The following is a 26036-nucleotide window of genomic DNA, read 5'->3' as shown; positions in this document are numbered from 1 at the left end:
GTAAGGCTCGCATGGACACGAAGAAGCTGACGCTGGCGGCGGTGGTGGCGGGAGTGGCGGTGGCGGTGGTGCCGTGGCTGTTGCCCACGGGGCCGAGCGCCGGGCTGGACGCGGCCCGGTTCCTGGAGTCCGGGAACCTCGCCTGGGGCGCGCTGGTGGTGTTCGCCGGCGGCCTGCTCACCGCGCTGACGCCGTGCGTGTACCCGCTCATCCCCATCACCGTGTCGGTGTTCGGCGCGAGGAAGGCGGAGTCGCGGGGCCGCTCGCTGGCGCTGACCACGTCGTACATCGTGGGCATGGGCGTGGTGTTCAGCGCGCTGGGCGTGCTGGCGGCGAAGACGGGCCAGGCCTTCGGCTCCATGCTGGGCAGTCCCGTGGTGGTGCTGGGGCTGGCGGCGTTCCTGCTGCTCTTGGCCTCGTCGATGTTCGGCGCGTTCGAGCTGGCGCTGCCGTCGTCCATGCAGACGAAGCTGAGCAACGTAGGCGGCGCGGGCATCGCGGGCGCGTTCGTGATGGGCAGCGTGTCCGGGTTCCTGGCGGCGCCGTGCACGGGGCCGGTGCTCACGGGCCTGCTGGCCTTCGTGGCGAAGTCCGCCAACACGACGCTGGGCGCGACGCTGCTGTTCATCTACGCGCTGGGTATCGGCGTGCCGTTCTTCCTCATCGGCGTCTTCACCGTGCGCCTGCCGCGCGGTGGCGTGTGGATGGAGTGGGTGAAGAGCGTGCTGGGCATCATGCTGGTGGCGCTCGCGTTCTCGTACGTGAAGGACGCCTTCCCCTGGGCGCGCGACACCGTGAAGGCGCTGGGCGCCGAGGTGGGCCAGGTCCCCGGTGCGGTGCTGGCCGCGGTGCTGGTGGTGGTGGGCGTGCTGGTGGGCGCGGTGCACCGTTCGTTCAAGGAGGGCGCGCGCGACTTCGGCTTCAAGGCGCTGGGCGTGGCGCTGGTGGTGGGCGCGCTGGTGGTGCGCGGAGGCGCGCTGGACGCGAGGCCCACGGGTGAGCTGTGGGTGCGCATGGGCCTCCAGGAGCACCCGGTGGCGCCGTCATGGCAGTGGCACCACGTGATGCCGGCGAAGAAGGCGACGTTCGACGCCAGCCAGTTCGAGCAGGTGCTCGCGGCGGCGAAGAAGGAAGGCCGTCCGGTGCTCATCGACTTCTTCGCGGACTGGTGCGCGGCCTGCAAGGAGCTGGACCGGCTGACGTATCCGTCCTCGGAGGTCATCTCCCAGGCAGAGGGCAGCCGCTTCCTCACCATCAAGATCGACGCGACCAACAGCGAGGACCACCTGGACGCGCTGATGGAGCAGCTGGGCGTGGAGGGCCTGCCCACGGTGGCCTTCGTGAATCCGGATGGCACCGTGCTGACGAAGCCGCGCGTGACGGGCTTCCTGGAGCCCGTGCCCTTCGCGGCGGAGATGCAGAAGGTCCTGCAGTAGGTCGCTAGAGGTAGTTCTCCCAGCCCAGCCGGCCGCGGCTCGCCAGCACGCGCTCAATCATCAGCTCGTGCAGGGTGAGCAGCGGCTTCGCGAGCTCTTCGCCCTCCAGCCGCGCGAGCGCGCCGGCCATGGCCTCCAGCGTGGACATCCCGTCCGGGTGCGGCGGCTTGCGCAGGCGGCGCGTGTCCGGCGCGGGCGGCGGCAGCCTCATGCCCGGCAACCGGCGCAGGGCGGGGACGCGCTGCACCATGCGCCGCGCCTGTGCCCAGCTCCCGTCGATGACCACGAGCCGCTTCGGCGGAGGGCCCTCCGCCTCCGGTGCGTCCGGGAACAGGAGCCACGTGTCCGGCGTGTCCAGCACCGACGCGTCGAAGGGCGCTCCGGGCGCTCCATAGGACACGATGTGGCAGCGGGGCAGGGCCAGCGCGGCGATGCGCGCAGTGTTGGTGCTCTTCTGCGACTCCTTGTTGTGCCGGATGATCAGCAGCTCCGTGCGCGTGGGGATGACGGGCACGTCCGCGCACAGGCACAGGGCCGTGGGCAGGTAGCACCGCTCACAGCGGCCCGACAGGTCCTCCGGGGTGCTCGACCTCATTTCGCCGCGGTGCGGTAGCGCTCCATCAGGGCCCGCGCCTCACGCAGCTTCTCCTCGACGAAGAGGTCGTCCGCGTCCGGCTCGTATTCGGCGTCCGGCGGATCCAACTGGAAGAGGGCGGACAGGCTCGCGGGGGCGACCTCCAGCCACTCGGACGTGCGGGTGAGCGCGGCCTGCCTCCGCCCGGCGAAGGTCTCCGGCCCGTCCTCCGGGCCGCAGCGGCAGATGCGCGCGGAGTCCCCGGACACGTCCACGTAGAGCCCCAGCACCTCCGCGTCCACCTCCGCGGCCAGCGCGCAGGTGGCCTCGCTGACGTAGGCCGCCATGGCCTGCGCCGCGCTGCGCTCCGTCAGCGAACGCACCAGGTAGACCTGCCACCCGGCCTCCGTGAGCGCCCCGGCCTCGCTCAGTGGGGCCAGCTCCGCCGGCGGCGCCTGGATGCGCGACAGCAGCCGGCGCACCGGGACCTCCAGCCGCTCGAGCCGGGCGTTTGACGCGGGGCAGAAGAAGACCACGCGGTACTCTCGGCTGTCGGCGGCGGTTTCCATGGGCATACGGCGGTGGCCCAAGAGGACCAAAGGACTCCCCAGGCACGCAAGGGGGGAGTTACGTCCGAGGACGCTTCCCCGTGCTCCCAGGGGGCCTCCCCCTGGCCTGGAACACGACGCGGCGGGACACGTCCCCCCGCCTGACGCACCAGGAGATGCCACCGCCCCCGCGCCCACCGCGGATCCGCGTCCACGAAATCGCTCCAGCCCCCAGAAAGCCGCTGGGGCATGATGGACGCCCCTTTTTCACCCCGTTTTTCACGCCGGGTCCGGCACGCGCCACCCGGAGGCAAGTCACACCCATGGAGAGACATTGAACCGGGGAGTGCCTGGATGTCTGTCTATTCCATGCAAGGAGTTGGCGTCTGCTTGAAGTGTTTCAGCCGTACTGGCCGCCGTGACTCGGGAAGAAGCGCGACAGCGTTTGTCGCATCCGTGAGAAAAAAAGAATCCGGCCCTCGGCGTTCTCTGGAGGGAAGGGAGGCGGTCGCATGGTGCCAGGGAGGGAGGAGCCGCCAGTCCGGGAGGGCTCTGGAGGGGAATTCGCCGCGTTCGCGATCCGCCATCAGCCGGTGCTGGTCGCCATCGCGCGCAATGTCTGCGGCAAGAGTGCCAGTGATTGCGACGACCTGGTGCAGGACGTGCTCTTGCGCGCGCTCCTGCAGTGGGAGCGGCTCAAGCGTTGGCCGGAGCCCGCGCGCCGTGCGTGGCTGGTGCGCGTGCTGCACAACCGGTTCCTGGACCAGTGCCGCCGCCAGGGCGCGGAGACGGACCGCCGGGTGGACCTGCACAACGTCCACATGCTCTTCGAGGACCCGGAGGACGCGCCGGAGCCCGAACAGTGGGAGTGCGTCACGGAGGACGAGCTGCGCCAGGCCGTGGCGCGGCTCAACGAGAAGCTGCGCCAGGCGTTCGAACTGCATGCGCGCGGCCTGCGCCATGCGGAGATCGCCCGGCGGATGAATACCCCCAGTGCGGGAACGGTGGGCACGTGGCTCTTCCACGCCCGCCGCCGCCTCAAGGCCATGCTCCACGACACCGCGGAACGCCGCCGCCAGGAGAGGGAACGATGAGCACCGCGTGTGAAGACCTCCAGCCCTTCCTGGACGGGAGCCTGTCCGCCGAGGACCAGCGCCGCGTCCGGGGCCACCTGGCCACCTGCGACGTCTGCTCCCGCCGCTTCCACGACCTGCTGCAACTGGAGATGCTCGCGAGGCTCGCGCTGGAGGACCCGGCGGAGAGCGAGCGCTGGGTGTCCGCCCGCCAGGCCCGCGAGACGGTGCCCGGGTCCGACTGGGACGACGTGCCGGAGAACTGGCCCGGAGACGTGCTCGCCCCGCCCTCGCCCCCGGAGCGCGAAGGCCGGGCCTGGCACCAGGGCGCTCGCCGCTTCCGCCGCCGCTGCCCGGGGTGCGCCAACTGCTGCCCCTGGTTCGCGACGACGGAGGCGGTGGAGGCCGTCAGCGCGCCGCGCCTCCCGTGCCCGCGCACCAGCCGCTCCGGTGCGACGCTGCTGCGCCCCCGCACGCGCCGCTGAAAACGCGGGCCCTCGCCGCCTGCTCCTCCCTGGGGGGCAGGCGGGGGAGCCAGCGGCGAACGCTGTCAGCGGAATCCACCAAGGATTGCTTCCGCTCGCGTTTCGCAAGGGACGGGAGGTGGCCTCGTGACTCCAGGCCCTGACGCGTGATGGATCTCTGGTGCAAGAAGCTCTACCGGTTCCTGGATGGGGAGCTGGAATCAGGGGACGAGGAGCACTTCCGGCTCCATCTGGCCCTCTGCCGTGCGTGCGCCAGCGGGCTGCATGATGCGATGCAGTTGGAGATGCTCAGCGTCCAGGCCCTGTGTGGCGCGGTGGCCCACAACGACGCGCCACCACCGCCTGCTCCCCTCCGCGGTCCGTTCCGCTTCGCGTTGCCGCGCGGCAGATGGCGGCATGCGATGGGGGCGGTGCTGGCCATGGGACTGGGTGCGCTTACCGCGGTCATGACGGGGGACGGCTTCCGGCCGAAGGACGCGTGGCGGGCGGATGCGTCCGCGCGAGAGCTGGAGGCGCGCATCGCGTACCCGGCTGCGGACCGCTACCTCCCCTATGTTCCCGTCCGGACGGGGGCGGGGGGCGCAGTGGCGCTCGCGACCGAACCGCCGGTGCCCCTGCGGACCCTGGCGGCGCTGGAGGAGCGGGGGGACCTGCACGGCATCGCGGCGGCCTACCTGGTGCGTGGCGAATTGCGTCAGGCGTCGGACTTCCTGTCGCGCAGCGCCCCTTCGTTGGACCGGGACAGTGACCGGGCCGTGGTGGCGATGGCGGCGGGGGATTTGCGGGGCGCCCTGGGGCTGCTCGAAGGCGTGTTGCGTCAAGCACCGGACCATCCCCAGGCCCTGTGGAACCGGGCGCTGGTGCTTCGGGCCATGGGACTTCCGCTCCAGGCGGCGGAGGCCTTCGAGGCCGTGGCCCGCCGGGGGGAACCGGGGTGGAGCGAAGAGGCCGGAATCCGGGCCCTGGCGCTCCGGCAGGGGGGCGCCTTCTTGAAATGATTAGGGACGACCCAAGGATTCTGGCGATCGGCGTCTAATTATCGAGGCGCGGCGTGGCGGCGGCGGCGGGGTGGACGGCAAGACACCGCACCCGGGGGGACGCGATGTACCGCATCGATGCGTGGATCCAGGGGGACGGCGAGCTGTGGGCGCCCGGTTCCAACGGGGGCGCGGGTGTGCGGCCGGAGGACGAGGCTCGGGAGCCGAGGGGGTACCGGGTCGAGGAGCAGGAGGGGGACGGGGAAGAGGACTCCCGGCACGAAGGCGAGGAATCGCTCTTCGATTTCGAGGAAAGCGACCTGGATTGGGTCGCCAGCTACTGAGGTAACGGCGCGCGCGGTTGGATGTCCGCGCTCCACGCGGCCTTCGGGGGAGGGCCGCCGCTTCCAGTGGATTCGCTGGCCGTGAGGCCTGGCGGGTTCCAGGTGTCCCGAACCGGGGGGGACGGGATCCGGAAGCGTGTGGGAGCGAGGACTTCCGAGCGGGTGAGCAGGTGGGAATGCGCCCCAGGCCCTCCGTTCCCGGACCCAAGGGTTCCGGGAGCGGGGGGCTTCGGTTTTTTTTGGGCGCGCTAGGCTGCTCCGCCTCCTCCCCGACCCGGAGTTCCCGACATGAACCGTTGGCGCGCAGTCCTACCCGCCCTGAGCCTGGGCTGTCTGGTGGCGTGTGCCACCGTCCCCGTGAGCGCCCCCACCCCGTCACCCGTGCCGCCGCCGTCCCAGGAGCGGGCCCTGCGCGAGTCCTGGTTGAAGGAGCGGCACGGGCTGCTGCTGGACATGATGCGCCGGCACGGCGTGGCCATGTGGGTCGTGGTCAACGAGGAGTTCCACGATGATCCGCTGACGGCCTGGGTCGCGCCGCCGCTGCCGTACGCCGGCAACCGCGACGTGTTCGTCTTCGTGGACGCGGGTGACGCGGGGCTCCAGAAGGTCGCGTTGACGGGCTACGCCACGGAGGCGGTGTCGCGCTTCTTCGAGGCGCCCCCGGTGGAGCGCAAGCAGACGGAGGCGCTCGCGGACCTGGACGCGCGCTACCACCCGCGCACCATCGCGCTGGCCATGGACGGGCGGCGGGGTGTGACGCGCAGCCTGACGCATGACACCTACAAGTGGCTGGTGGAGGCGCTGGGCCCCTCCGCGGAAGCGCGCTTCGTGAGCGCGGCGCCGCTCATCGAGGAGTACCTGGACACGCGGCTGCCCGGCGAGTTCACGCCCTACCGCGACCTGGTGGTGCTGACGGAGTCGCTGGTGAAGCGGGCGCTCTCCAACGAGGTGGTGGTGCCCGGCAAGACGACGGTGGGGGACGTGCGCCGTTGGCTCTACGACGCGCTGTTCGACGCGCGCGTGGGCACGTGGTTCCAGCCGGACCTGCGCGTGCAACGGCAGGGCATGAAGGACGGCTTCTCCCGAGGCTTCCTGGCGGTGGCGGACGAGGCGGTGGTCATCCAGCGCGGCGACCTGCTGCACGTGGACTTCGGCGTCTCGGCGCTGGGGCTGAGCACGGACTGGCAGAAGATGGCGTACGTGCTGAAGGACGGGGAGATGGACGCGCCGGAGGGGTTGAAGCGCGCGCTGGAGAACACGCGGACGCTGCAGGACGCGCTGATGCTGCGCGCGTCGCGGCCGGGGCGCTCGTCGGCGGATGTCTACGACGCGACGATGGCGGAGATGAAGGAGCGGGGCATCGAGGCCAAGGTCTACAGCCATCCGCTCGGCGCGCAGGGCCATGCGCTGGGCGCGTCCATCGACTTCCGCGCGGCATCGCGCTCCGAGGCACCCAGACTGTTGCGCAAGGGCTCGTACCTCGCCGTCGAGCTCAACACCGTCACGCCCGTGCCAGAGTGGGGTGGGCAGCAGGTGGCGGTGATGCAGGAAGATCCGGCGTACCTGACGGACGAAGGCTGGCGGTTCTTCGTGCCGCGCCAGGACGCCTTCTATCTCATCCACTGACGACACGAAGGGAGCGGACGTGATGCGCGTGGGCAGACCATGGACGACGTTCGGAAGGGGGGCGTGCGCACTGCTCCTCATGGGACTCACGGGGTGCAGCGCCGCCAGTGGGGACGAAGCCCCCGCGCGGCAGGAGAGCCCCCTGGCCGCGGATGTGTCGCTGCGGCCGCCGCGCGCGGTGGACAGTCTGCTCAGTCTGTTCGATCAGACAGCCTCCGTGGTGGAGGGTGAAGTCACGGACGTGCGCAGCGAGTACTCGCCGCGCACGGGCCCGTGGACGGTGGTGACGCTGGGGAATGTGCGGGCGCACCTGGGCGCGGCGCCGCGGGAGCTGCGCCTCAAGCAGGCCGGAGGGGTGCTGCCGGATGGACGCCAGCTCGTGGTGAGCCATGTGCCCCGCTTCGTCCGGGGCGCGCGCTACGTGGTCTTCCTTCGCAACACCGGATGGAGCCTGTCGCCGGTGCTGGACGAGCACGCCTTCCGCGTGGAGTCGGTGGCGGGCCGCGAGGTGCTCGTCGGGGCCGAGGGCGGGCTCGTGGCGGGTATGAGCTCAGCGGGTGTGCGGCAGACGGCGCCGGTTTTCGAGACGGTGGACCTGATGGGGGCCCGTCCGGCGCTGCGCGCGGAGGCACAGGCCCGGGGAGTTCCAGAGGGAATGGAGCGCGAGGCGTTCCTCTCGTTGCTCCAGAATCACCTGCGCGCGCGTGGGCTCACCGTGACGGGAGCGTTCCGAGAGGAGCCCGTCACCACCGCGTCGTCGATGTCCGTGCCGGTGACGCCCGCCGTGGGCGCGTCCGTGGTGCCGGGTGCCGTTCCCCTCCAGCCCGAGCGGGACATCCCGCCCGGCCAGCCGTGATGAGGTCCGCCATGAAGACAACGACATTCGTGGGCGTCGTCGCGGCACTGGTGCTGGGCGGCATGGAGGCGGGTGCCGCCGCCTGGGACACGTGCAACGGGATGCCGGTGAAGTGGTACAGCGGGCCGGCTGTGTACCGGAACCGGTGCAGCATCCCGGACTCCGGCAACGTCAACACGGCGTACTGGAACGGCCTGCGGCAGTGGGACGACCTGTCTCACATCGTCAGTGGCTTCAACGTGAACGCGGCGACGGACTGCTCGCTGGACCACAGCGACGGGCAGAACGAGATCGGCCTGTGTGACCGGGCGTCCATCGACGGGAACAACGGCGTGACGTACTCCGTCGTGGGGCTGTGCTTCATCGGGGCCAACGGCATCGACGAGGCGGACGTCTGCATCGCCAGCGACCTGGACTTCACGCCGCGCACCGGCAATGCGTTCGGCACGTCCGGCCGGAGCACGTTCGTGCATGAGGCGGGGCACTTCTTCGGCTTCAAGCACGAAGGCGGGCACAGCATCCTGCGCACCTCGCCGCCGCACCTGGTCACGGGCGGCTACGAGTCCTCCACGCTGTGGCCCACGAACGCGCAGGGCATGAACACGCTGTACGGCTATTCGGTGACGAAGCCGAACCTGCTGCCGTCCTCCATGGGCGTGGTGGGGGACGTGACGCAGACGCTGGACCCGGCCGGAACGAAGTCGGTGTGCCGGGGCACGGCGCAGAGCGTGAAGTTCTACGTGGGCAACATGGGCAACGCGGCCGTGTCGTCCTACTCGATGCGCGTGCGCCTGAGCCCGACCGCGCCGCCGAACGGCTACTACGAGTCCACCAACGTGGTGGGCACGTTCAACCACTCGCTGGGGGCGTTCTCGGAGGGCATCTACTCGCTGGGCTTCACGGTGCCGGCGACGCTGCCGTTCACCACGTACTACGTCTACCTGGACATGGATCCGGCGGGCGCGGTGGACGAACTGAAGGAGAACGACAACACCACCGTCAGCGCCATGGTCCTGCGGGTGGGGTGCTGAGCATGCGGCACGGGGCCCTGATGGTGGCGCTGCTGTTGAGCGCCTGCGCGAAGTCGAAGGAGGAGCGGGTGACGTCGCGTGAGGCCCTCACGGCGGAGCGTCCGCAGCCACGCGGCGCGGCCACGGTGCGCACGGACGAAGGCACCTATTCAGCCCCTTCCGTGCGGTTCAGCGTCGACTTCCTGGAGGATCCCCCCGTGAAGATGCGGCTCGTGGTGCTGAGTGCCCAGGCGGAGGACGGAAGCACCTGGCGCTTCCGCATGTCAGTGGGGGATGGGTTCGTGACGTCGAAGCACGCCACCGCGAGGCTCATCCCGCTGAATGCGCTGGGCCCCGGCCTCGCAGTGGTGGACTACCAGCTGGCCGGGGAGCCCGCGATGATGCTGGACGAGGGCACCCTGGACCTGACCGTCACCGGAAGTCATGCGAAGGGCGAGGTGCGCAGGACGGACGGCCGCGTGCGCGCGACTTTCGAGGGGCCGCTCACCTTCGAATGCATGGTGCCGCCCGCGTGGCTGAGCAAAGCGAACGCGCAAGCAGCGCCCGCGCCTGTCCCGGCCTCTGATGAAGCCGGGGAGGTCCGGGTTCTCGACGAGGCCCTGTCCACGCCGCAATGCCGTTCCATCGCGGACGCCTTCCGCTAAGCACAGACCTCCCCGTGGCCCCTCATCCACCCGGGCCCACGGGGGCGTCACTCCGCGTCACGGCCGCTCACCTCGGACCAGGTCAGTCCGAAGCGCGCCAGATACTTCCGGAGCCGGTCCGCGTCGTTGACGCTCTTCTTCTGCGCACGCGATTGAGCGAACAACGTCCGGCCCGCGTCCGACAACGAGCGCGCGGAGCGGCACACCGACACCACATCCGCGAGCTGCACCCGGTCGAACCGGTCCAGCTCCGCGGCCCGCATCGCGCCCATCACCTCCACCAGCACGTCCTCGCCCGTGGTCGTCGCGGCCATGCCCGCGGGCCGCCACTGTGCTCGCAGGCGGTCCAGTTCCTCGTCCACCACGTCGCGGGTCATGCGCCCGCCGGCCGCCAGCGTGGACATGCGCAGCACCGCCGCGTTGAGGTCTCGGAAGTTGCCGCTCCACCGGGCATCCGGGGACGTGGCGAAGCGTAGGAAGTACTCCTGCGCCTCCTTGCTCATCGTCACCCGCGTCCCCAGCGCCTGCGACGCCTGATCCAGTTCGTATTGCAGGTTGGGGGCGATGTCCTCCGGACGCTCGCGCAGCGCGGGCAGCCGGAAGGTCCACAGGTTGATGCGCGCGAGCAGGTCCTCGCGGAACCGCCCTCGCTCCACGTCCAGTTGGAGGTCGCGGTTCGTCCCCGCGATGAGCTGGAAGTCGCTCTCCGCCTCCTTGTCCGCGCCCACCGGTAGGAAGCGCTTGTCCTCCAGCGCGCGTAGCAACATGGCCTGCTCGTCCGCGCCCAGCTCTCCAATCTCGTCGAGGAACAGCACTCCGCTGTTCGCTTGCCGCATCAGTCCGGGCCGGTCTCCCACCGCGCCCGTGAACGCGCCCTTCACGTGGCCGAAGAGCGTGGACATGGCGCCGTCGCCGCGCAGCGTGGCGCAGTTCAGGTCCACGAACGGGCCCGTCACCTGGTTGCGCGCCTTCTTCAGCGCGTAGATGCGCTTCGCGAGCCGTGACTTGCCCGCGCCCGTGGGGCCTGTCAGCAGCAGCGGCGCTCGGGATTGCACGGCCACCTGTTCAATCCGCTCGATGATCCGGTTGAACGCGGCGTTGTGCGTGTCGATGCCGGACTTGAGGAACGACAAGCCCTCACGCTGCTGTTGCCGGAAGCGCGCCGCCAGCGTGTCGTAGTTCGACAGGTCCAGGTCGATGATGGCGTGCGTGCCCACCGCCCCGTGGTCCTTCCCCTTGCCCGGAGACGTCTGCACCAGCCGGCCCGGAATCAGCCGGCTCTCCACCAGGAGGAACATGCAGATCTGCGCGATGTGCGTGCCCGTGGTGATGTGCACCAGGTAGTCCTCTTCCTCCGGATGGAAGGAGTTCGCGCGCACGTGGTCCAGCAGCGCGCCGTAGGTCTCCTCCAGGTTCCACGGATCCCGGATGGGCAGTGACGTGAGCCGCACCTGCGTCTCCGGGGACACCTGCGCGATGTCGTCCCGGATGACCGCCGCCAGCGACGTCCCATGAGGCGGGTGCAGCAGCTCCAGCCGGTGCACCAGCAGGTCCTCCTGCTGGCACAGCGACACCGTGGGTCGCCACCGCGTCCAGCGGTTCGCCCCCATCCCCGTGTCCAGCGTCGTCCCCAGCATCCCGATGACGACCGTCCGCCGCGCCTTCGCCTTTTGAGCCATCAGGCTACGTATTTATCCCATGGGATATGGATTTCCAGCCCACCCCGAGGGCTCCCCTCGGAAACGGCGTTGGCACGCCGGCTGCTCTAGCTCCCCCACGTGACCGGGACACAGAGCCCGGTCGAACGACCGAAAGGTGCAGCGCCATGGACCGGACGAACGCGAACTACGAAGTGATGTCGGACGAAGCGGGTCGCCCCATCAAGACGTGGACGGTGGGGGTGCCGTTCGAGGACGAAGCGAAGAAGCAGCTTCGCAACCTCCGCGGCCTGCCCTTCATCCACAAGTGGATCGCCGCGATGCCGGACGTGCACCGCGGTTACGGCGCGACGGTCGGGAGCGTGGTGCCCACGGTGGGCGCGGTGGTGCCGGCGGCGGTGGGCGTGGACATCGGATGCGGGATGATCGCCGTGCGCACGACGCTGCGCGCGGATCAGCTGCCGGACTCGCTGCGCGGGGTGCGCTCGGCCATCGAGGCGGCGGTTCCGCACGGCCGTACGGACAACGGCGGCCGGAATGACCGTGGCGCGTGGAAGGACTCGCCCGCGACGCATACCGGTGCCTGGGCCCGCCTGGCGGAAGGGTACGCCCGTATCGTCGCGAAGCATCCTCGCATCGGCCGTGGGCCGGAGCTGGCGCACCTGGGAACGCTGGGGACGGGTAACCACTTCATCGAGCTGTGCGTCGATGAGTCGGACGGCGTGTGGCTGATGCTGCACTCGGGGTCGCGCGGCGTGGGTAACCGCATCGGAAGCCACTTCATCGAGCTGGCGAAGCAGGACATGGAGCGCTTCTTCATCCGCCTGCCGGACGCGGACCTGGCGTATCTGCCGGAGGGGACGGAGCACTTCGACGACTACGTGTTCGCGGTGAGCTGGGCGCAGGACTTCGCGGCGATGAACCGCGAGCTCATGCTGCACTCGGCGGTGGAGGCCCTGAAGGCGAGCGGTGAGCTGCCTCCGTTCGAGCTGTCCGAGTCCGCGGTGAACTGCCACCACAACTACATCTCGCGCGAGCACCACTTCGGAAAGAACTGCTTCGTGACCCGCAAGGGCGCGGTGCGGGCGCGTGAAGGCGACATGGGAATCATCCCCGGCAGCATGGGGGCCCGTTCCTACATCGTCCGCGGGAAGGGAAACGCGGATGCCTTCCACTCGTGCAGCCACGGCGCGGGCCGGGCGATGTCGCGCGAAGCGGCGAAGAAGCGCTTCACGCTGGAGGACCACGAGAAGGCGACCGCGGGCGTGGAGTGCCGCAAGGACGTTGACGTGATTGACGAGACGCCGGCCGCGTACAAGTCCATCGACGCCGTGATGGCCGCGCAGGCGGACCTGGTGGAGGTCGTCCACACGCTGAAGCAGGTGGTGTGCGTGAAGGGATAGCCGAAGGGTAACCCCACCCGCCGTCCTGCGGAGGTGCACATGCCGGGATGAAGACGCCGAGGCGCCCGTTCCCCCCAAGAGGTCCGCGAAAGCGGCCGTTAAGGGTGGGGGAGCGGGCGCCGCTATTTTTTGAAATCAGGGATGGGATGCTGCGCACGTCCGCGAGCGCGCAAAGGAGCACCACGCACATGGTTCGCATCGATGGTTCACAGGGGGAAGGGGGCGGCCAGGTGCTGCGCACGGCGTTGGCGCTGTCGCTGGTGACGGGCACGCCGTTCGAGATGGTCAACGTGCGCGCCGGCCGCGCCAAGCCGGGCCTGCTGCGCCAGCACCTCACCGCGCTCAAGGCAGCGGAGACCGTGGGCGCCGCGGAGGTGACGGGCGCGGAGCTGGGCTCCAAGCAACTGTCCTTCCATCCGCGCGCGCTGTCGGCGGGCAACTACCACTTCGCGGTGGGCACGGCGGGCAGCGCGACGCTGGTGCTCCAGACGGTGCTGCCCGCGCTGCTGCACGCGGAAGGGGCCTCCACTCTGATGCTGGAGGGCGGGACGCACAACCCGGCGGCGCCTCCGTTCGAGTTCCTGGAGAAGGCGTATCTGCCGCTCCTGCGCCGCATGGGCCCGCGCGTGGACGTGACGCTGGAGCGGCCCGGCTACTATCCGGCCGGCGGGGGCCGGTTCCGCGTGGACATCCATCCCTCGAAGCTCCAGCCGCTCCAGTTGCTGGAGCGCGGCCGGGTGCTGCGCACGGAGGCCGTGGCCCAGGTGGCGGCCATCCCCTTCGACGTGGCGAAGCGCGAACTGGACACCGTGGCCGCCGCGCTGAAGCTGCGTCCGGATCAGCAGCGGCCGGAAGAGCTCAAGCGCGCCTTCGGTCCGGGCAACGTGCTGCGCGTCGAAGTGGAGAGCGAGCACGTGACGGAGGTCTTCACCGGCTTCGGTGAACGCGGCAAGCGCGCGGAAGTCGTGGCGGAGGAGGTCGCCGCGAAGGTGAAGCGCTACCTGGACGCGGGCGTGCCCGTGGGCGAGCACCTGTGTGATCAGCTCCTGCTGCTGTGTGCCCTGGCGAAGGGTGGCAACTTCCGCACGGTGGCGCTGGACAGCCATTCGCTCACGCAGCGCGAGACGATGGCCTGGTTCCTCGACGTGAAGGTGGACGCGCGTGAGCTGGAGCGCGACGTGCACGAGGTGACGGTGCGCGCCTGACGTGGGTTGGGGCAGGGCGGTGCCCCCTTGGCCGGCCGGATGCCTGGCGGTCGGACGAGGCACCTGTGCAGCAGGGCTCAACCCATGGCGTTACCTCGCAGCCTTCCTACGTTGTGACCCGTGGGGGAGGCTGCGCGTGGCGGAAGTCCCTGAAGTCGAAATCATCATCCGAGACCTGAAGCAGGCCGTCGTGGGCCGGCGCTTCGTGGACGCGGAGGTGCTGATGCCCGCGGCGGTGCGCTTCGCCTCGCCGCCGGACTTCATCGCGAATCTCAGTGGCCGCAAGGTGCTCGCGGCGGAGCGGCGCGCGAAGTTCATGCTGCTCACGCTCGATGACGGGCAGACGCTCGCGCTGCACTTCATGCTCTGGGGCGAACTGCAGCTTCGGCCCGTGGGAAGCGAACGGCCTCCCGCGACGCTCGTGGTCCTCACGCTGGAGGGCAACGAGGAACTCCAGCTCACCGACACGCTGGGCTACGCGCGCATGGCGCTAGGGCCGACAGCGATGCTGGCCTCGCAGCTCAAGCTGGAGGAGCTGGGACCGGAGGCGCTCGACGAGGCCTTCACTCCGGAGGTCCTGGCGAAGCTGCTTCGCCGCAGGCGCAGCCCGCTCAAGACGGTGCTCCTGAATCAGCGCGTGCTCGCGGGGCTGGGCAACCGCGACGCGGACGAGAGCATGTGGGTCGCGGGCATCGACCCCCGGCGGCTGGCGTCGTCCCTGTCCCCGACGGAAATCGTCCGGCTGCACCAGGGCATCCGCGACGTGCTGGAAGAGGGCCTGCGGCTGCGCGGCACGCAGCGCGACCTGTTTGGTGTGCAGGGGCAGGCGAAGCACCGGCGCAATATCTTCGGGAAGACGGGAGCGCCTTGTCCCCGCTGCGCCACGCCCGTGTCTCATCTGCGCATTGGCGGCCGCAACACGCACTGGTGCTCGCACTGCCAGCCCGCGGACGGCGCCGCGACAGAGGCTCCGGCGCAGACGTCACTGCTCTGAGCTGGTATGAATGGGAGCGTGTCCGACGTTCCCGTCCCCTCGCCCCTGTCCCTCGATGACGCGCTCGCGCGAGCGAGCGAGGAACTCCAGTTCCCCAGCTACTACCAGTCCAGTGTGCGGCCGCTCCTGCGCAACCCCGAAGGACGCTGGCCCCACTGCTGCGGCGGAGGCTGTGAGCCGTGCGCCCAGACGCTCATCCGCGTCGCGCTGCGTGCGCTCGAACTGATGGGCACGCCGCGCCAGAGCCCTCCGCCGGACTTCTAGTCAGAACAGCCGCGTCCCCAGGCCCACGCGACCCGTGAGCCCCAGCCGCGTGTGGCCCGCGCCCGCGCGCTCCTGGAACGTCTCCACGCCCACCTGTCCCGCCGCGAGCAGCGACAGGTTGCCGCCCAGGTAGACCTCCACGCCAAAGCCTCCCAGCGCCTGGAAGCGCCGCTGCTTGTCGCCCGTGAGTCCCAGGTCGATGGGCAGGTCCACCAGGCCCAGCACCACCACGGTGTCCGCCACGCGGTAGCCCGCCACCATCCCCGGCAGGATGCGCACCAGCACGCCGGAGAAGTTGTCGTCGTCCATGTACGTGGAGCCGGAGTTGAGCACCAGGCCCACGCCCAGCGTCGGCGCCAGCCTGAACGCCCCGCTCCGCACCACCTCCTTGCGGCCCACCAGCTCCAGCGACGCGCCCAGCTTGAACCAGTCGAAGCGCGCCCGCGCCTCCACCTCCAACGCGCCCAGGCCCTGCCGGAACCCCAGGCCCACCTCCGGCGCGCCCGTGTAGCCATAGAGCGCCGTCGCCCCCGCCGGCAGCATCACCGGCGCCACCACGGAGCCCAGCGGGTCCTCCTGTGAGAAGGACACTTCGGCATCCTGGGCGGAGGCCAGTCCGGGCACGGCGAGGAGGGCGAGCAGGAGTCCGAGGCGCGTCATGGGCGCGCACCCTAGCTTGGGATGCAGCCTGGCCAAAACCCAACGAATCCAGGGACTTGGGGGCAGGTTGTACATTCGCAAGGGATCCCTGGAAGAATAGGGAATCCATGGTTGCCTACCTGCACGCCGCACCGCCTCCTGATGCCTCCATGCCCGGAGGTCCCGACGCACTCGACCTGCAGGGTGGGGCCGGGGGCTGGGTGCTGCTTGTGGGTGACACTCCGCGGCCCACGGTGGCGGAGGCGCTCGTTCGCGAAGGCTTCGACTCCGTGCACGTGGACGGCGCACGCGCGGCGCTGGCGCGGCTGGGCGTGGAGGCGGGAGGGACGCTGCCGGACGCGGCGCCCATGGCCCCGAAGGCCGAGTTGCCCCGGCTGGTCATCATCGACGCGGACCTGCCGGACGGCGACGGCTTCAGCCTCTGCGGCGTGCTCCGCGCGGACCCGAAGTGCGCGCACCTGCCGGTGCTGCTGGTGGCGAAGTACGCGGAGGAGTTCCACCGCGACCTCGCAGCGGGCGTGGGCGCGGACGAGTACCTGGTGGAGCCGGTGGAGGCGCGCGATGTGGCGATGCTCGCGCGGCTCAAGGCGGGACGGCGCGGCGAGGAGGACGTCTACGACGCGCACACCGCGACCCTGCCGCTCGGGGCGCTGCTGCGCGCGCTCCTGTCCGGCGTGCGCTCGGGGCGCGTGGTGCTGTCGGAGGACTCCGGCGCTCTCTTCTTCCGCCATGGCCTGGCGGTGGACGCGGCCTTCCACGGCGAGCGCGGCATCCTCGCGTTCCGGCGCCTGCTGTGCTTCGGCTCGGGCGCGTACACGGTGACGTTCGGCCCGGAGCTGCAGCGGGGCAGCTTCTCCATGGACCGCCAGTTCCTGTGCGAGCAGGTGGAGCCAGCCCTGGAGCGCTTTGAACAGCTGCGCGTCAAGGGCCTGCCCCTGGCGGCGCGGCTCACGGTGGACTTCGCCCGGCTCGCGCAGGAGCTGCCCTCGCTGCCGGAAGACGTGGAGCAGGTGGTGCGCCTCTTCGACGGGCGGCGCACCGTGCGCGCCATGCTCCTGGAGTGCCGCTTCCCGGAGGCCCTGGCCTACGAGGCCGCGACCCGCCTGTTCATGCTGGGCGTGCTGGTGCCCGCCATCCTGGTGGAGGAGCGCGAGCGCGCCCGGGAGTCCGCCGGACCGCCCCGCCTCTTCGAGCCCGTCCTGGCCACCGATTCCGAGCCGGAGCCCGGGCCGGACGCGTCGTGAGGGTTTGACTCGGGCGGCCTGCTCGGGGCACAAGGCCGGGAACGCCACGGGCTGAACGCCCGTCCACCCCACGCCGAAGCCGCCCCCATGTCCGGTCACAACCGCTGGTCGAAACTCAAACGCCGGAATGCCGTCCTGGGCGTGGCCAAGGGCAAGCTCTACTCCAAGGCCATCAAGGAGATGACCGTCGCCGCGCGCCTGGGCGGCGGTGACCCGGCCAGCAACGCCCGCCTGCGCGTCGCCGTGGCCCTGGCGCGCGAGTCGAACATCCCGCGCGACACCATCGAACGCGCCATCAAGAAGGGCACGGGCGAGCTGGCCGGCGAGTCCTACGAAGAGGTGACGTACGAGGGCTACGGCCCCGGCGGCGTCGCGCTCATCATCGAGTGCCTCACCGACAACCGGAACCGCTCCGCCAGCGACGTGCGCAACCTCCTGGGCAACTACGGCGGGAACATGGGCGCGGAAGGCGCAGTGGGCTGGATGTTCCACAAGAAGGGCGTCATCACCGTGAAGCCCGGCCCCACCGAGGACCAGGTGATGGAGCAGGCCCTGGACGCGGGCGCGGAGGACGTCGTGGACCAGGGGCCGGATGGCTTCGAGGTGCGCACCGCCCCGGCCGACCTGCACACGGTGGGCGCGAAGCTGGAGGCCGCGGGCCTGCCCCTGGGCGAACAGAAGTGGACCTTCGTGCCGCAGAACACCGTGAAGGTGGAAGGCGACAACGCGAAGCGCCTGTTGAAGCTGATGGACGCGCTCGACGACAACGACGACGTGCAGCACGTGCACGCCAACTTCGAAATCGACGAGTCCCTGATGGAGTCGCTGTCCACGTAAAGCCCCCGCAAGGGGCGCGTGGGAAAGGAACGGGCCGGTGCGGGTACTCGGCGTGGACCCTGGCAGCCGCTTCATGGGCTTCGGGGTGGTGGAGGAGAAGAAGGGCAAGCTCGTGCACCTGGGCCATGGCGTCATCAAGGTGGTGGAGTCCGCGCCCCTCGCTGAACGCCTGAAGGACCTGCACGCCGCCTTGAGCGCCGCGCTCCAGCGCTACCAGCCGGAGGCCGTCGCCGTGGAAGGCCTCTTCACGCACCGCAACGCCCGGAGCGCCCTGGTGCTGGGACACGCGCGCGGCGTGGCGCTGCTCGCCGCGGCGCAGGCAGGCCTGCCCGTGCACGAGTACGCCCCCGCCAGCGTGAAGAAGTCCGTGGGCGCCAGCGGCGCGGGCGGCAAGGACGCGGTGGCGCGCATGGTGCGCACGCTGCTCGGCGTGGAAGAAGCGACGCTGGAGCGCGCGGATGCCAGTGACGCGCTCGCCGTCGCGCTGTGCCACTTGAACCAGTTTCGCGTGGGGATGCCCCGCGCCAGCGCTCCCGGCAACGGCAAGCGCAAGGGGGCCGCGTCGGTGCTCGCGGACCGCCTGTCGTCCGCCTACCAGCGCCCGGAGACCCGCCGATGATCGCCCGGCTGCGTGGCAACGTGTTGGAGAAGGGCCCCGAGGATGCCGTCATCGACGTGCACGGCGTGGGCTATCGCGTGAACCTGTCCGCCGTGTCGCTGGGCAAGCTGCCCGCGGACGGCCAGCCGGTGGACCTGCGCATCCGCACCGTGGTGCGCGAGGACGCCTTCGAGCTCTTCGGCTTCCTCTCCCCGGCGGAGGAGGAGCTCTTCCAGTTGCTCAACACCGTGTCCCGCGTCGGTCCGCGCATGGCCCTGGGCGTGATGTCCGGCATGGAGGTGGGCGAGCTCATCGCGGCGCTGTCGCGCGGTGAGACGAGCCGGCTCGCGAAGATCCACGGCGTGGGCAAGAAGACCGCGGAGCGGCTCGTCCTGGAGCTCAAGGAGAAGGTGCGCAATCTCCACTCGGAGGGCATCGCGCGTGGCGCCACGCCCCGCGCGCCCGTCACCTCCGGCAACAAGGCGGACCTCGTCTCCGCGCTGCTCAACCTGGGCTACAAGCAGCCCCAGGCGGAGAAGGCCGCGGACGTCGTCATCGAACAGCTGGGCCCGGAGGCCTCCTTCCAGGCCCTCTTCCGCGAAGCGCTCAAGGCCCTGCGCTCCAGTCCGTGACTTCCGGACACCGCTCCGCCCTCCGGGGCGAGACGCGGTGCTTCCTGGAGCGGGAAATCCTCGGAAAAAACGCGCAACTCTTTTTCCTGTAGGAAGCCGTTGTCGTCACACGGCGAACGCGCCTGCCGTTCGCTGGCCATCATCTGGGGATCCACGCAGCTCACGGTTTGACACCCCTGAGCAATCCTGGCCGGCCATGAGCTGGCCCATTCCGCTGCAGATATCAATTTCCAGCGCAGATGCGGTGGTCCCGAAAGGACCGCGCCGCGCCCAGGAGGCGTGTTTCATGGCGACGTGGCGGGGTGTTTCGGTCGTCGTGCTGCTGCTCTCCGGCGTCATCGGGGTGGGGTGCGGCGCGGCCGAAGGCGAGGACGTGTCGGCGGTGGGCGAGGTGTCGGCGGCGCTGGAGTCAGCGGCCTACGGAGGCCCGCAGCCGTGTGGCCCGTCCGCGCGGATTGTCGGGGATGTCCGGCGCGGCGAGGAGGGCTCGGCGCCGGAGACGCTGGTGGAGGTGGCCGGGCAGGTCTTCTACGCCGCGAATGACGGCGTGTCCGGCCGCGAGCTGTGGGTGACGGACGGGAGCGCCACGGAAGCGCGCCGGGTGAAGGACGTGCGGCCCGGTGCGTACGGCAGCACGCCGCGCTTCCTCACGCGGATGGGCGGGCGGCTGTTCTTCGTCGCGGACGACGGCGCGCACGGGCCGGAGCTGTGGCTGTCGGACGGCACCGAGAAGGGCACGGTGCTGGTGGCGGACATCCGGCGCGGGGCGCAGGGCAGCGCGCCGGACGCGCTGACGGTGGTGGGCAGTCGGCTGTACTTCACCGCGGATGACGGCGTGCGTGGCCGCGAGCTGTGGAGCACGGACGGCACGGCGAAGGGCACGCTGCTCACGCAGGAGTTCGCGCCCGGGCCGGCCTCGCTGTACCTGGACGACCTGACGGAGTGGAACGGGAAGCTGGCGCTGGTGGCGTACGGCGACGCGGTGACGCTGTGGGTGGTGGAGGGGCGCACGGGCTCTTCACGGGCGCTCTTCCGCGGCCAGGAGCAGTCCGTCGTCTTCTCGCTGACGCCCGCGGGGAAGGACCGCCTCTTCTTCCTCGTGGACGTGGGCTTTGGCGAGGCCGACCTCTGGGTGACGCGGGGTCAGCCCTTCCTCACCTTCCCGCTCCGGCACTTCGCGGGGGACTACCCGTCGGAGCTCACGCCGCTGGGCAGCGCCGTGTACTTCATGGCCGGCGCGGAGGGCTTCTTCGGCGAGCCCGGCGACCTGTTCCACGGCGGCGAGCTGTGGAAGAGCGACGGCTCGCTCCTGGGCACCCGCCTGGTGAAGGACGTGCGGCCGGGGCCCGAGGGTTCGCTGCCCTCCGGGCTGACGGTGCTGGACGGGCGGCTGTACTTCGCGGCGGATGACGGCGTGCACGGCCGCGAGCTGTGGAGCTCCAACGGCACGGCGCAGGGCACGGTGCTGGTGCAGGACGTGGAGCCGGGCCCCGCGGGCAGCACCCCCACGGCCTTCGCGGTGCTGGACGGGTGGCTCTTCTTCTCCGCGACGACGGCAGGCCGGGGCCGCGAGGGCTGGTACTCCAACGGCGACCCGGGCCGCGTGGACCCGATGCGCGACATCGCGCCCGCGGGGATGGACGCGAATCCCCACGGGTTCGTGCGCGCGGGGGGCTCCGTCCTCTTCATCGCCACGGACCCGGCCCAGGGGGAGGAACCCTGGGCGCTGCCCTTCCTCCCCGCGGCCCGCTGCGCGCGCCTGGAGCCCTGAGGGAGTCGACTACGCCGCGCGCCGGAGCGCGGGCGTGGGATGCAGCCCGCCCGTGTTCGGCGCGGGCAGCACCACGGTGGGGCCCAGGCCCGGGGCCAGGAGGTGCGCGGTGAGCAGCGAGGACGGGTGGAAGTTCACGAACGACGCGTCATGCGCGGACGGACCCGCGAAGAGCTTCTCCACCACCATGGACGCGTACTGCTCCAGCGAGTCCTCGCGCGTGTTGCCGTTGAGCACCACCTCCCAGCCCATCTGCTCCGCGAAGCGGCGCACGCCGGGGATGCGCGACAACAGCGGCGTGTAGCTCTCCGTGCTCACGCCGTTCTCGCTCACCACGAAGACTTCATTCGCGGTGGCCACCGCCAGGGACATGTTCCCCTGCGTGTGGCCGGGCGTGCTGAGCAGCGCCGCGCCCTGGCCCAGCCACGTGTCGCCGTCCAGGAGCACCACGCGCTCGTCGGGGATGTCCGCGCCGCCGGGCACGAACCACACGTGCTGCATGGGGTGCAGGTGCTTCACCATGGTCCACTCCGCGCGCTGCACCAGCAGCTTCGCCCGGGGAAACACGGGCGCGGCGCCGTCACCGCCCAGCCAGCCGCGCAGGTCCTGGATGTGCAGGTGGTCGAAGGCCAGGTAGTCCACGTCCGACGGTGTCAGCCCCAGCTGCTCCAGGTATCCCTGCACCGTGCCGTGGCGGGTGGACATCACCTTGTCGGAGAGGAACGCGCCGTAGCGCTCGCGCAGCGCGCGGTAGAAGGGCGCCGCGTGGCCCCGCTCGTAGTCGGTGGGGTTGAAGAGCAGCGTGCGCCGCTGGCCGGTGCCGGCCTCCGCGAACTGCACCACCTGCATGCGGTTGGTCATCATCACGTAGGGCGCTGGTGACAGCGCCGCCCCGCTGAAGGCGAACAGCGTGGGGTAGGGGAACGTGATGAGGTCGCACGTGGCCACCGCCGCCACCGGGCCTTCCCGGACGAAGGCTTCGCGGGCCTCCTGCGCGGCGCGGCGCAGCTTCTGGAGACGGGCGCCGGGCGAACGCTCGGTGCGGGCCTCGGGCAGGAGGGGCAGGGGACGGAATGGGGCAGAAGCGGAAATCATGACGCGACTCCCTTCGGGCAGGGGGACGTGCCCCCTGGCTGGCCGGTCGGCGTGCCGCTCCGAGTCTAGCGCCGCCAGAAGGGCAGCGACACGCGCCCCCTTCGCTGTATAGGGTCGGAATGGCGATGGCGAGGAAGTCCGACGACACCCTCTCGGGAGATGTTCAGCCGGAAGACATCCGGCTGGAGGTCTCCCTGCGCCCGCGCTCCTTCGACGAGTACGTGGGGCAGGGTGCGGTCGTCGAAAAGCTCAAGGTGTACGTGGCCGCGGCGAAGAGCCGGGGTGACTCGCTGGACCACTGCCTGTTCTCCGGCCCTCCCGGCCTGGGCAAGACGTCGCTCGCGTACATCATCGCGAACGAGTTGGGCGTGGGCATCCACGTCACCAGCGGCCCCGCGCTGGAGAAGAAGGGCGACCTGGCGGGTCTGCTCACCAACCTCAACGAGCGGGACATCCTCTTCATCGACGAAATCCACCGCCTCAACGCCGCCGTGGAGGAATACCTCTACCCGGCGATGGAGGACTTCCGGCTGGACATCACCATCGACACCGGGCCCGCCGCCCGCGCGATGAAGATTGATTTGCCGCCCTTCACGCTGGTGGGCGCCACCACGCGCACGGGCCTGCTCACGTCCCCGCTGCGCGACCGCTTCCAGATTCAGGATCGCCTGGAGTACTACGAGCCGAAGTTCCTGGAGCAGATTCTCGACCGCTCCGCGCGCATCCTCGGCGTACCCCTGGACCGCGCCGCCAGCCGCGAAATCTCCACCCGCTCGCGCGGCACGCCCCGCATCGCCAACCGGCTGTTGCGCCGCCTGCGCGACTTCGCCCAGGTGGAGGGCAACGGCCGCATCACCTACGACCTGGCGCACGACTCGCTGAGCCGCCTGGGCGTGGACGCCAGCGGCCTGGACGCGATGGACCGCAAGATTCTCCTCACCATCCTGGAGAAGTTCGGCGGCGGTCCGGTGGGCGTGGAGACCATCGCCGCGAGCGTGGGCGAACAGCGCGACACCATCGAGGACGTCTACGAGCCCTTCCTGATGCAGGAGGGCTTCCTCATGCGCACGCCCCGGGGCCGCACCGCCACGCTGCGCACCTACCAGTACTTCAAGAAGACGCCGCCCCCCAGCTCCCCGCAAGGGGCGCTCTTCTAGCCCGCACCACTTCCCGCCATGAGCCAAGCCTCCGCGCCCGCCGTGCCCACGGTCATCCCCAGTCCCCGCGACTACTACGGCGACCTGATGCGCGCCTCTCAGGCCACGCGCGCGGGCTTCCTCGCCGAGCGCGAGCGCTGGCTCCGCGGCGTCCCGGTGGAGGGCCGCGAGGAGCTGCTCTTCGAGTTCGAGATGTGGCTGCGCGCCGTGGAGCGCTACCTGAACCTCCACAACTCCGTGGTGGACGCCCGCGCCCGGCCGCTCGTCACGCGCGACTTCCACGAGGAACTGGTGGACGTGCGCGACGCCATGGAGCGCGCCGTGCGCGTCGCCCGGCACCTGCAGGACCCGGACAGCGACCCGAAGATGGTCTTCCGCAAGTACGTGGAGACCCAGCTCGCGGACGACCGCGTGCGCCGGCTGCTCATCGAAGAAGAGTTGGATCAAGAGACCCCGCCGGAGAGCCTCTTCGTCGTGCGCGAGGCGTTCGACGCGCTGAAGAACCTGCTCGACAACCTGCTCCAGTTGCCGCTCATCGGCCTGTCGCTGTTCCAGGACGTGGGCAAGCTGACGCTGCGGGAGATCGTCCTCAACCGCTACTTCCGCCCCTTCCGCCCGCTGGAGTTCCGCGTCGAGTACGACCGCCTGCGCTCCGTGCGCCTGCTGGACGTGCTGGGCTCGCTGCCCGCGGACACGCGGCCTCTCTTCACCACCGCGTTCCTGGGCCTGTTCCGCGTGCTGCACTACCTGACGCACGTGGACCCGGAGGCGCAGCCGCCCGTGCCGCGCCGCGTGCGCGTGCTCCTGTCCCTGGTGCGCGGCGAGGTGTCCGCCGTCGCCAGCTACCTGCACACGGACCTGTCTCCCAAGGCCGGCCCCAAGCACTTGCAGGCCGCCACGCTGCGCGCCGCGCGCGACCTGGCCCGCGAGACGGACCGCATCTCCCGTGAAGTGCTGGTGGACCTGGACCGAGACCCCGCCGCCCCGCTGCGCGCCGCGGAGGCCTTCACCACGCTGCTGCGCCAGCAGATCGTCGCGCTGGTGGACGCGCTGGCCCCCAATGGCTCGTTGGGAGATGAAGCCTTCGGCCATCTCACCAGCGCCCAGGACGCCGCGCTGCGCCTGCGCAAGGACCTGTGGGTCTACGCCCAGCTGTGCCGCGCCGCCGAAAGCCACCTGCGCTCGGAGGACGTGGCCGCCGCCGAGCGTGTGCTGGAGGCCCTCAAGTCGTTCCTCGACTACTTCCACGACGGCGGCTACCAGCTGCTGCGCTACGCGGACTACGACGCCTTCGACCGCTTCACCTCGCTGCTGGTGGAGTTGCCCTGGCCCCCGGAAGGTCCCGGCATCCGCAGCCGCCTGGCGGAGGACCTCCGGCGTTTCTCGCAGACGCTGGAGACCACCTTCCACGCCGTCAGCCGCCGCTCTCTGCTCCAGGGCCGTGGCTTCGACAGGCCGGACGCGGAAGCCCTGCGCGACCGCTTCCTGCCGCCTGCTCGCTGACCCACCCTCTGCGTCACGATTCTCGTCAAGCCCCGGACTCCCCGTATGTCCGGGATGTGCGTTTGCTTCCGGGCACTCGCCTGCGATAGAGACGCGCCCCTGTCACGTGGGTGACACGCACTCCGGGTTGGCGTGAAACCACTCGGGTGCCCCGGGGTTCGAAGGATGAATTCCGGACATCGCTGTCACGGTGGGAGGCGCAGTGGTGGGTTTCCCAAGAGGGGTGTCTGGGTTCCGGTCCCGGTTGTCTCCTGTCCCGGCGTCCCATGCGCCAGCAGTTCCGGGGGGTTGGGAAGGGTGCGGCCTTCTTTTCAGGCAATTCTTGTGTCACGGCCGCGTGGCATGTTGATTGCTTTTATGCGCAGCGCGTCAGGCCGCCGTGGAACGGCCTGACGGGGCCATACCCCGCGTATGTCAGTACGAAGCAGTCCCTAGAGGCGACACCGACATGCTCCAGTTCAACGACTTCCAGCGCACCCTCTCCCAGCCGGCCATCTGCCGCGGTGTGGGGCTCCACTCCGGGTTGCCCGTGACGCTGACCCTGAAGCCCGCGCCCGCGGGGCATGGAATCGTCTTCGTCCGCACGGACCTGGAGCGCCCGGTGAGCATCCCCGCGCTGGCGGAGTACGTGGTGGACACGTCGCTGGCCACCACGCTGGGCCGCGACGGCGTGAAGGTGGGCACGGTGGAGCACCTGATGTCCGCGCTGGCGGCGCTGGGCATCGACAACGTGCGCGCGGAGCTGGACGGGCCGGAAGTGCCCATCATGGACGGCAGCGCGGCTCCCTTCACGCACGCCATCATGGAGGCCGGGTCGCACGAGCTGGACGCGCCGCGCGAGTACCTGGTCATCAAGAAGAACGTGGCGGTGACGGACGGCGACAAGCAGGCCTCGCTCACCCCCGCCCGGCGCTTCCGCATCAGCTGCACCATCGACTTCGAGCACCCCGTCATCCAGGGCCAGTCCTTCGACGTGGACGTGAACGACCGGGGCTTCTCGCGTGAAATCTCGCGCGCCCGCACCTTCGGCTTCCTGCGTGACGTGGAGAAGCTCAAGACGCTGGGTCTGGCGCGCGGCGGCTCGCTGGAGAACGCCGTCGTCGTGGACGAGGCCGCCATCCTCAACCCGGACGGCCTGCGCTTCCCGGACGAGTTCGTGCGTCACAAGATCCTGGACGCCATCGGCGACGTGTCGCTGTTTGGCCGGCCTGTCATTGGCCACATGACAGCGTTCAAGACGGGACACGCGCTCAATCACAAGCTCGTGCGCAAGGTGCTGGCGGACCCCTCCAGCTTCGACATCGTCACGGCGCGCCGCCGGGACGTGGAAGGGCGTGAGCCGGGCCGCGGAAGCCTCGCGGGCGCGTTGGAGCTGGAGCCCCTGGTCGCCTGAACGACAGACTGGCAATTCCTTGCCAGTC

General features: G+C 70.4%; 26 protein-coding genes. 21 read left to right on the top strand and 5 right to left on the bottom strand.

The features are described 5' to 3' along the window. Positions 1-11 precede the first annotated feature (11 nt). Positions 12-1436 carry a protein-disulfide reductase DsbD gene (locus D7Y04_RS24380; protein ID WP_120594842.1) on the top strand — a complete coding sequence of 475 codons (1425 nt, stop codon included), beginning with the start codon at positions 12-14 and terminating at the stop codon, positions 1434-1436. 4 nt (positions 1437-1440) lie between these two features. On the opposite strand, the gene D7Y04_RS24375 is transcribed toward D7Y04_RS24380, so the two are convergent. Together D7Y04_RS24375 and D7Y04_RS24370 are read right to left on the bottom strand one after the other, a co-directional pair. Further along, a complete protein-coding gene (locus D7Y04_RS24375) occupies positions 1441-2031 on the bottom strand; it encodes a tRNA-uridine aminocarboxypropyltransferase (protein ID WP_120564061.1) in 591 nt (196 codons plus the stop codon). Then, positions 2028-2579, bottom strand: a complete 552-nt coding sequence (locus tag D7Y04_RS24370; protein ID WP_120594873.1) for a hypothetical protein — start codon at positions 2577-2579, stop codon at positions 2028-2030. The genes D7Y04_RS24375 and D7Y04_RS24370 overlap by 4 nt, the downstream gene beginning before the upstream one ends. A 491-nt stretch (positions 2580-3070) precedes the next feature. On the opposite strand from D7Y04_RS24370, the gene D7Y04_RS24365 reads away from it, so the two are divergent. From D7Y04_RS24365 to D7Y04_RS24330, 8 genes are all read left to right on the top strand, one after another. Further along, positions 3071-3652, top strand: a complete 582-nt coding sequence (locus D7Y04_RS24365; RefSeq protein ID WP_120564062.1) for an RNA polymerase sigma factor — start codon at positions 3071-3073, stop codon at positions 3650-3652. Then, entirely contained in the window at positions 3649-4116 is a 468-nt protein-coding gene (locus D7Y04_RS24360) for an anti-sigma factor (protein WP_121760847.1), read from the top strand. The genes D7Y04_RS24365 and D7Y04_RS24360 overlap by 4 nt, the downstream gene beginning before the upstream one ends. A 149-nt stretch (positions 4117-4265) precedes the next feature. Then, positions 4266-5114, top strand: a complete 849-nt coding sequence (locus tag D7Y04_RS24355) for a zf-HC2 domain-containing protein (protein WP_121760846.1) — start codon at positions 4266-4268, stop codon at positions 5112-5114. A 104-nt stretch (positions 5115-5218) separates the two neighbouring features. Beyond that, a complete protein-coding gene (locus tag D7Y04_RS24350) occupies positions 5219-5437 on the top strand; it encodes a hypothetical protein (protein WP_147477186.1) in 219 nt (72 codons plus the stop codon). Positions 5438-5725: 288 nt separating this feature from the next. Next, positions 5726-7063 carry a M24 family metallopeptidase gene (locus D7Y04_RS24345; RefSeq protein ID WP_120596911.1) on the top strand — a complete coding sequence of 446 codons (1338 nt, stop codon included), beginning with the start codon at positions 5726-5728 and terminating at the stop codon, positions 7061-7063. Between the two features lie 79 nt (positions 7064-7142). After that, positions 7143-7919: a hypothetical protein gene (locus tag D7Y04_RS24340; protein ID WP_121760844.1), complete on the top strand. Its 777-nt coding sequence runs from the start codon at positions 7143-7145 to the stop codon at positions 7917-7919. Between the two features lie 11 nt (positions 7920-7930). Next, positions 7931-8950, top strand: a complete 1020-nt coding sequence (locus tag D7Y04_RS24335) for a hypothetical protein (RefSeq protein ID WP_121760843.1) — start codon at positions 7931-7933, stop codon at positions 8948-8950. Positions 8951-8952: 2 nt separating this feature from the next. Beyond that, positions 8953-9594: a hypothetical protein gene (locus D7Y04_RS24330; RefSeq protein WP_121760842.1), complete on the top strand. Its 642-nt coding sequence runs from the start codon at positions 8953-8955 to the stop codon at positions 9592-9594. Positions 9595-9641: 47 nt separating this feature from the next. On the opposite strand, the gene rtcR is transcribed toward D7Y04_RS24330, so the two are convergent. Beyond that, on the bottom strand, positions 9642-11273 hold the full coding sequence (gene rtcR, locus D7Y04_RS24325) for an RNA repair transcriptional activator RtcR (protein ID WP_121760841.1): 1632 nt from the start codon (positions 11271-11273) through the stop codon (positions 9642-9644). 146 nt (positions 11274-11419) lie between these two features. Here rtcR and D7Y04_RS24320 point away from each other — a divergent pair, with 146 nt between their 5' ends. From D7Y04_RS24320 to D7Y04_RS24305, 4 genes are all read left to right on the top strand, one after another. Then, entirely contained in the window at positions 11420-12655 is a 1236-nt protein-coding gene (locus D7Y04_RS24320; protein WP_120596906.1) for an RtcB family protein, read from the top strand. Between the two features lie 188 nt (positions 12656-12843). Further along, the gene (gene rtcA / locus D7Y04_RS24315; protein WP_121760955.1) at positions 12844-13860 is read left to right on the top strand and encodes an RNA 3'-terminal phosphate cyclase; all 1017 of its coding nucleotides are present in this window, start codon (positions 12844-12846) and stop codon (positions 13858-13860) included. Positions 13861-13996: 136 nt separating this feature from the next. Next, entirely contained in the window at positions 13997-14854 is an 858-nt protein-coding gene (locus D7Y04_RS24310; protein WP_121760840.1) for an Fpg/Nei family DNA glycosylase, read from the top strand. A gap of 6 nt (positions 14855-14860) precedes the next feature. Next, positions 14861-15118, top strand: coding sequence for a hypothetical protein (locus D7Y04_RS24305; protein WP_171811156.1), 258 nt, complete (start codon positions 14861-14863; stop codon positions 15116-15118). On the opposite strand, the gene D7Y04_RS24300 is transcribed toward D7Y04_RS24305, so the two are convergent. Continuing rightward, the gene (locus D7Y04_RS24300; RefSeq protein ID WP_120578571.1) at positions 15119-15778 is read right to left on the bottom strand and encodes a hypothetical protein; all 660 of its coding nucleotides are present in this window, start codon (positions 15776-15778) and stop codon (positions 15119-15121) included. A gap of 107 nt (positions 15779-15885) precedes the next feature. Here D7Y04_RS24300 and D7Y04_RS24295 point away from each other — a divergent pair, with 107 nt between their 5' ends. From D7Y04_RS24295 to D7Y04_RS24275, 5 genes are all read left to right on the top strand, one after another. Then, on the top strand, positions 15886-17022 hold the full coding sequence (locus D7Y04_RS24295) for a response regulator (RefSeq protein ID WP_121760839.1): 1137 nt from the start codon (positions 15886-15888) through the stop codon (positions 17020-17022). 87 nt (positions 17023-17109) lie between these two features. Next, positions 17110-17859: a YebC/PmpR family DNA-binding transcriptional regulator gene (locus tag D7Y04_RS24290; RefSeq protein ID WP_121760838.1), complete on the top strand. Its 750-nt coding sequence runs from the start codon at positions 17110-17112 to the stop codon at positions 17857-17859. 37 nt (positions 17860-17896) lie between these two features. Continuing rightward, complete coding sequence (ruvC, locus tag D7Y04_RS24285; protein WP_120578568.1) at positions 17897-18478, top strand: crossover junction endodeoxyribonuclease RuvC; 582 nt, start codon at positions 17897-17899, stop codon at positions 18476-18478. Then, entirely contained in the window at positions 18475-19089 is a 615-nt protein-coding gene (gene ruvA, locus D7Y04_RS24280; RefSeq protein ID WP_120596901.1) for a Holliday junction branch migration protein RuvA, read from the top strand. Before ruvC ends, ruvA begins: the two co-directional genes overlap by 4 nt. A 286-nt stretch (positions 19090-19375) precedes the next feature. Continuing rightward, on the top strand, positions 19376-20860 hold the full coding sequence (locus D7Y04_RS24275; RefSeq protein ID WP_121760837.1) for an ELWxxDGT repeat protein: 1485 nt from the start codon (positions 19376-19378) through the stop codon (positions 20858-20860). A gap of 9 nt (positions 20861-20869) precedes the next feature. Here the strand turns inward: D7Y04_RS24275 and D7Y04_RS24270 are convergent, their stop codons facing one another. Next, the gene (locus D7Y04_RS24270) at positions 20870-21955 is read right to left on the bottom strand and encodes a hypothetical protein (protein ID WP_121760836.1); all 1086 of its coding nucleotides are present in this window, start codon (positions 21953-21955) and stop codon (positions 20870-20872) included. A 119-nt stretch (positions 21956-22074) separates the two neighbouring features. Here D7Y04_RS24270 and ruvB point away from each other — a divergent pair, with 119 nt between their 5' ends. From ruvB to lpxC, 3 genes are all read left to right on the top strand, one after another. Then, the gene (ruvB, locus tag D7Y04_RS24265) at positions 22075-23112 is read left to right on the top strand and encodes a Holliday junction branch migration DNA helicase RuvB (protein ID WP_120596898.1); all 1038 of its coding nucleotides are present in this window, start codon (positions 22075-22077) and stop codon (positions 23110-23112) included. 18 nt (positions 23113-23130) lie between these two features. Further along, positions 23131-24615: a hypothetical protein gene (locus tag D7Y04_RS24260; protein WP_120578564.1), complete on the top strand. Its 1485-nt coding sequence runs from the start codon at positions 23131-23133 to the stop codon at positions 24613-24615. A gap of 448 nt (positions 24616-25063) precedes the next feature. Next, complete coding sequence (gene lpxC, locus D7Y04_RS24255; RefSeq protein ID WP_120596897.1) at positions 25064-26008, top strand: UDP-3-O-acyl-N-acetylglucosamine deacetylase; 945 nt, start codon at positions 25064-25066, stop codon at positions 26006-26008. Positions 26009-26036: the final 28 nt, after the last annotated feature.

This window comes from Corallococcus sp. AB038B (assembly GCF_003668955.1).
In the GTDB taxonomy this organism is placed as follows: Bacteria; Myxococcota; Myxococcia; order Myxococcales; family Myxococcaceae; genus Corallococcus; species Corallococcus exiguus.
This window is presented reverse-complemented; position numbering and strand designations above follow the sequence as displayed.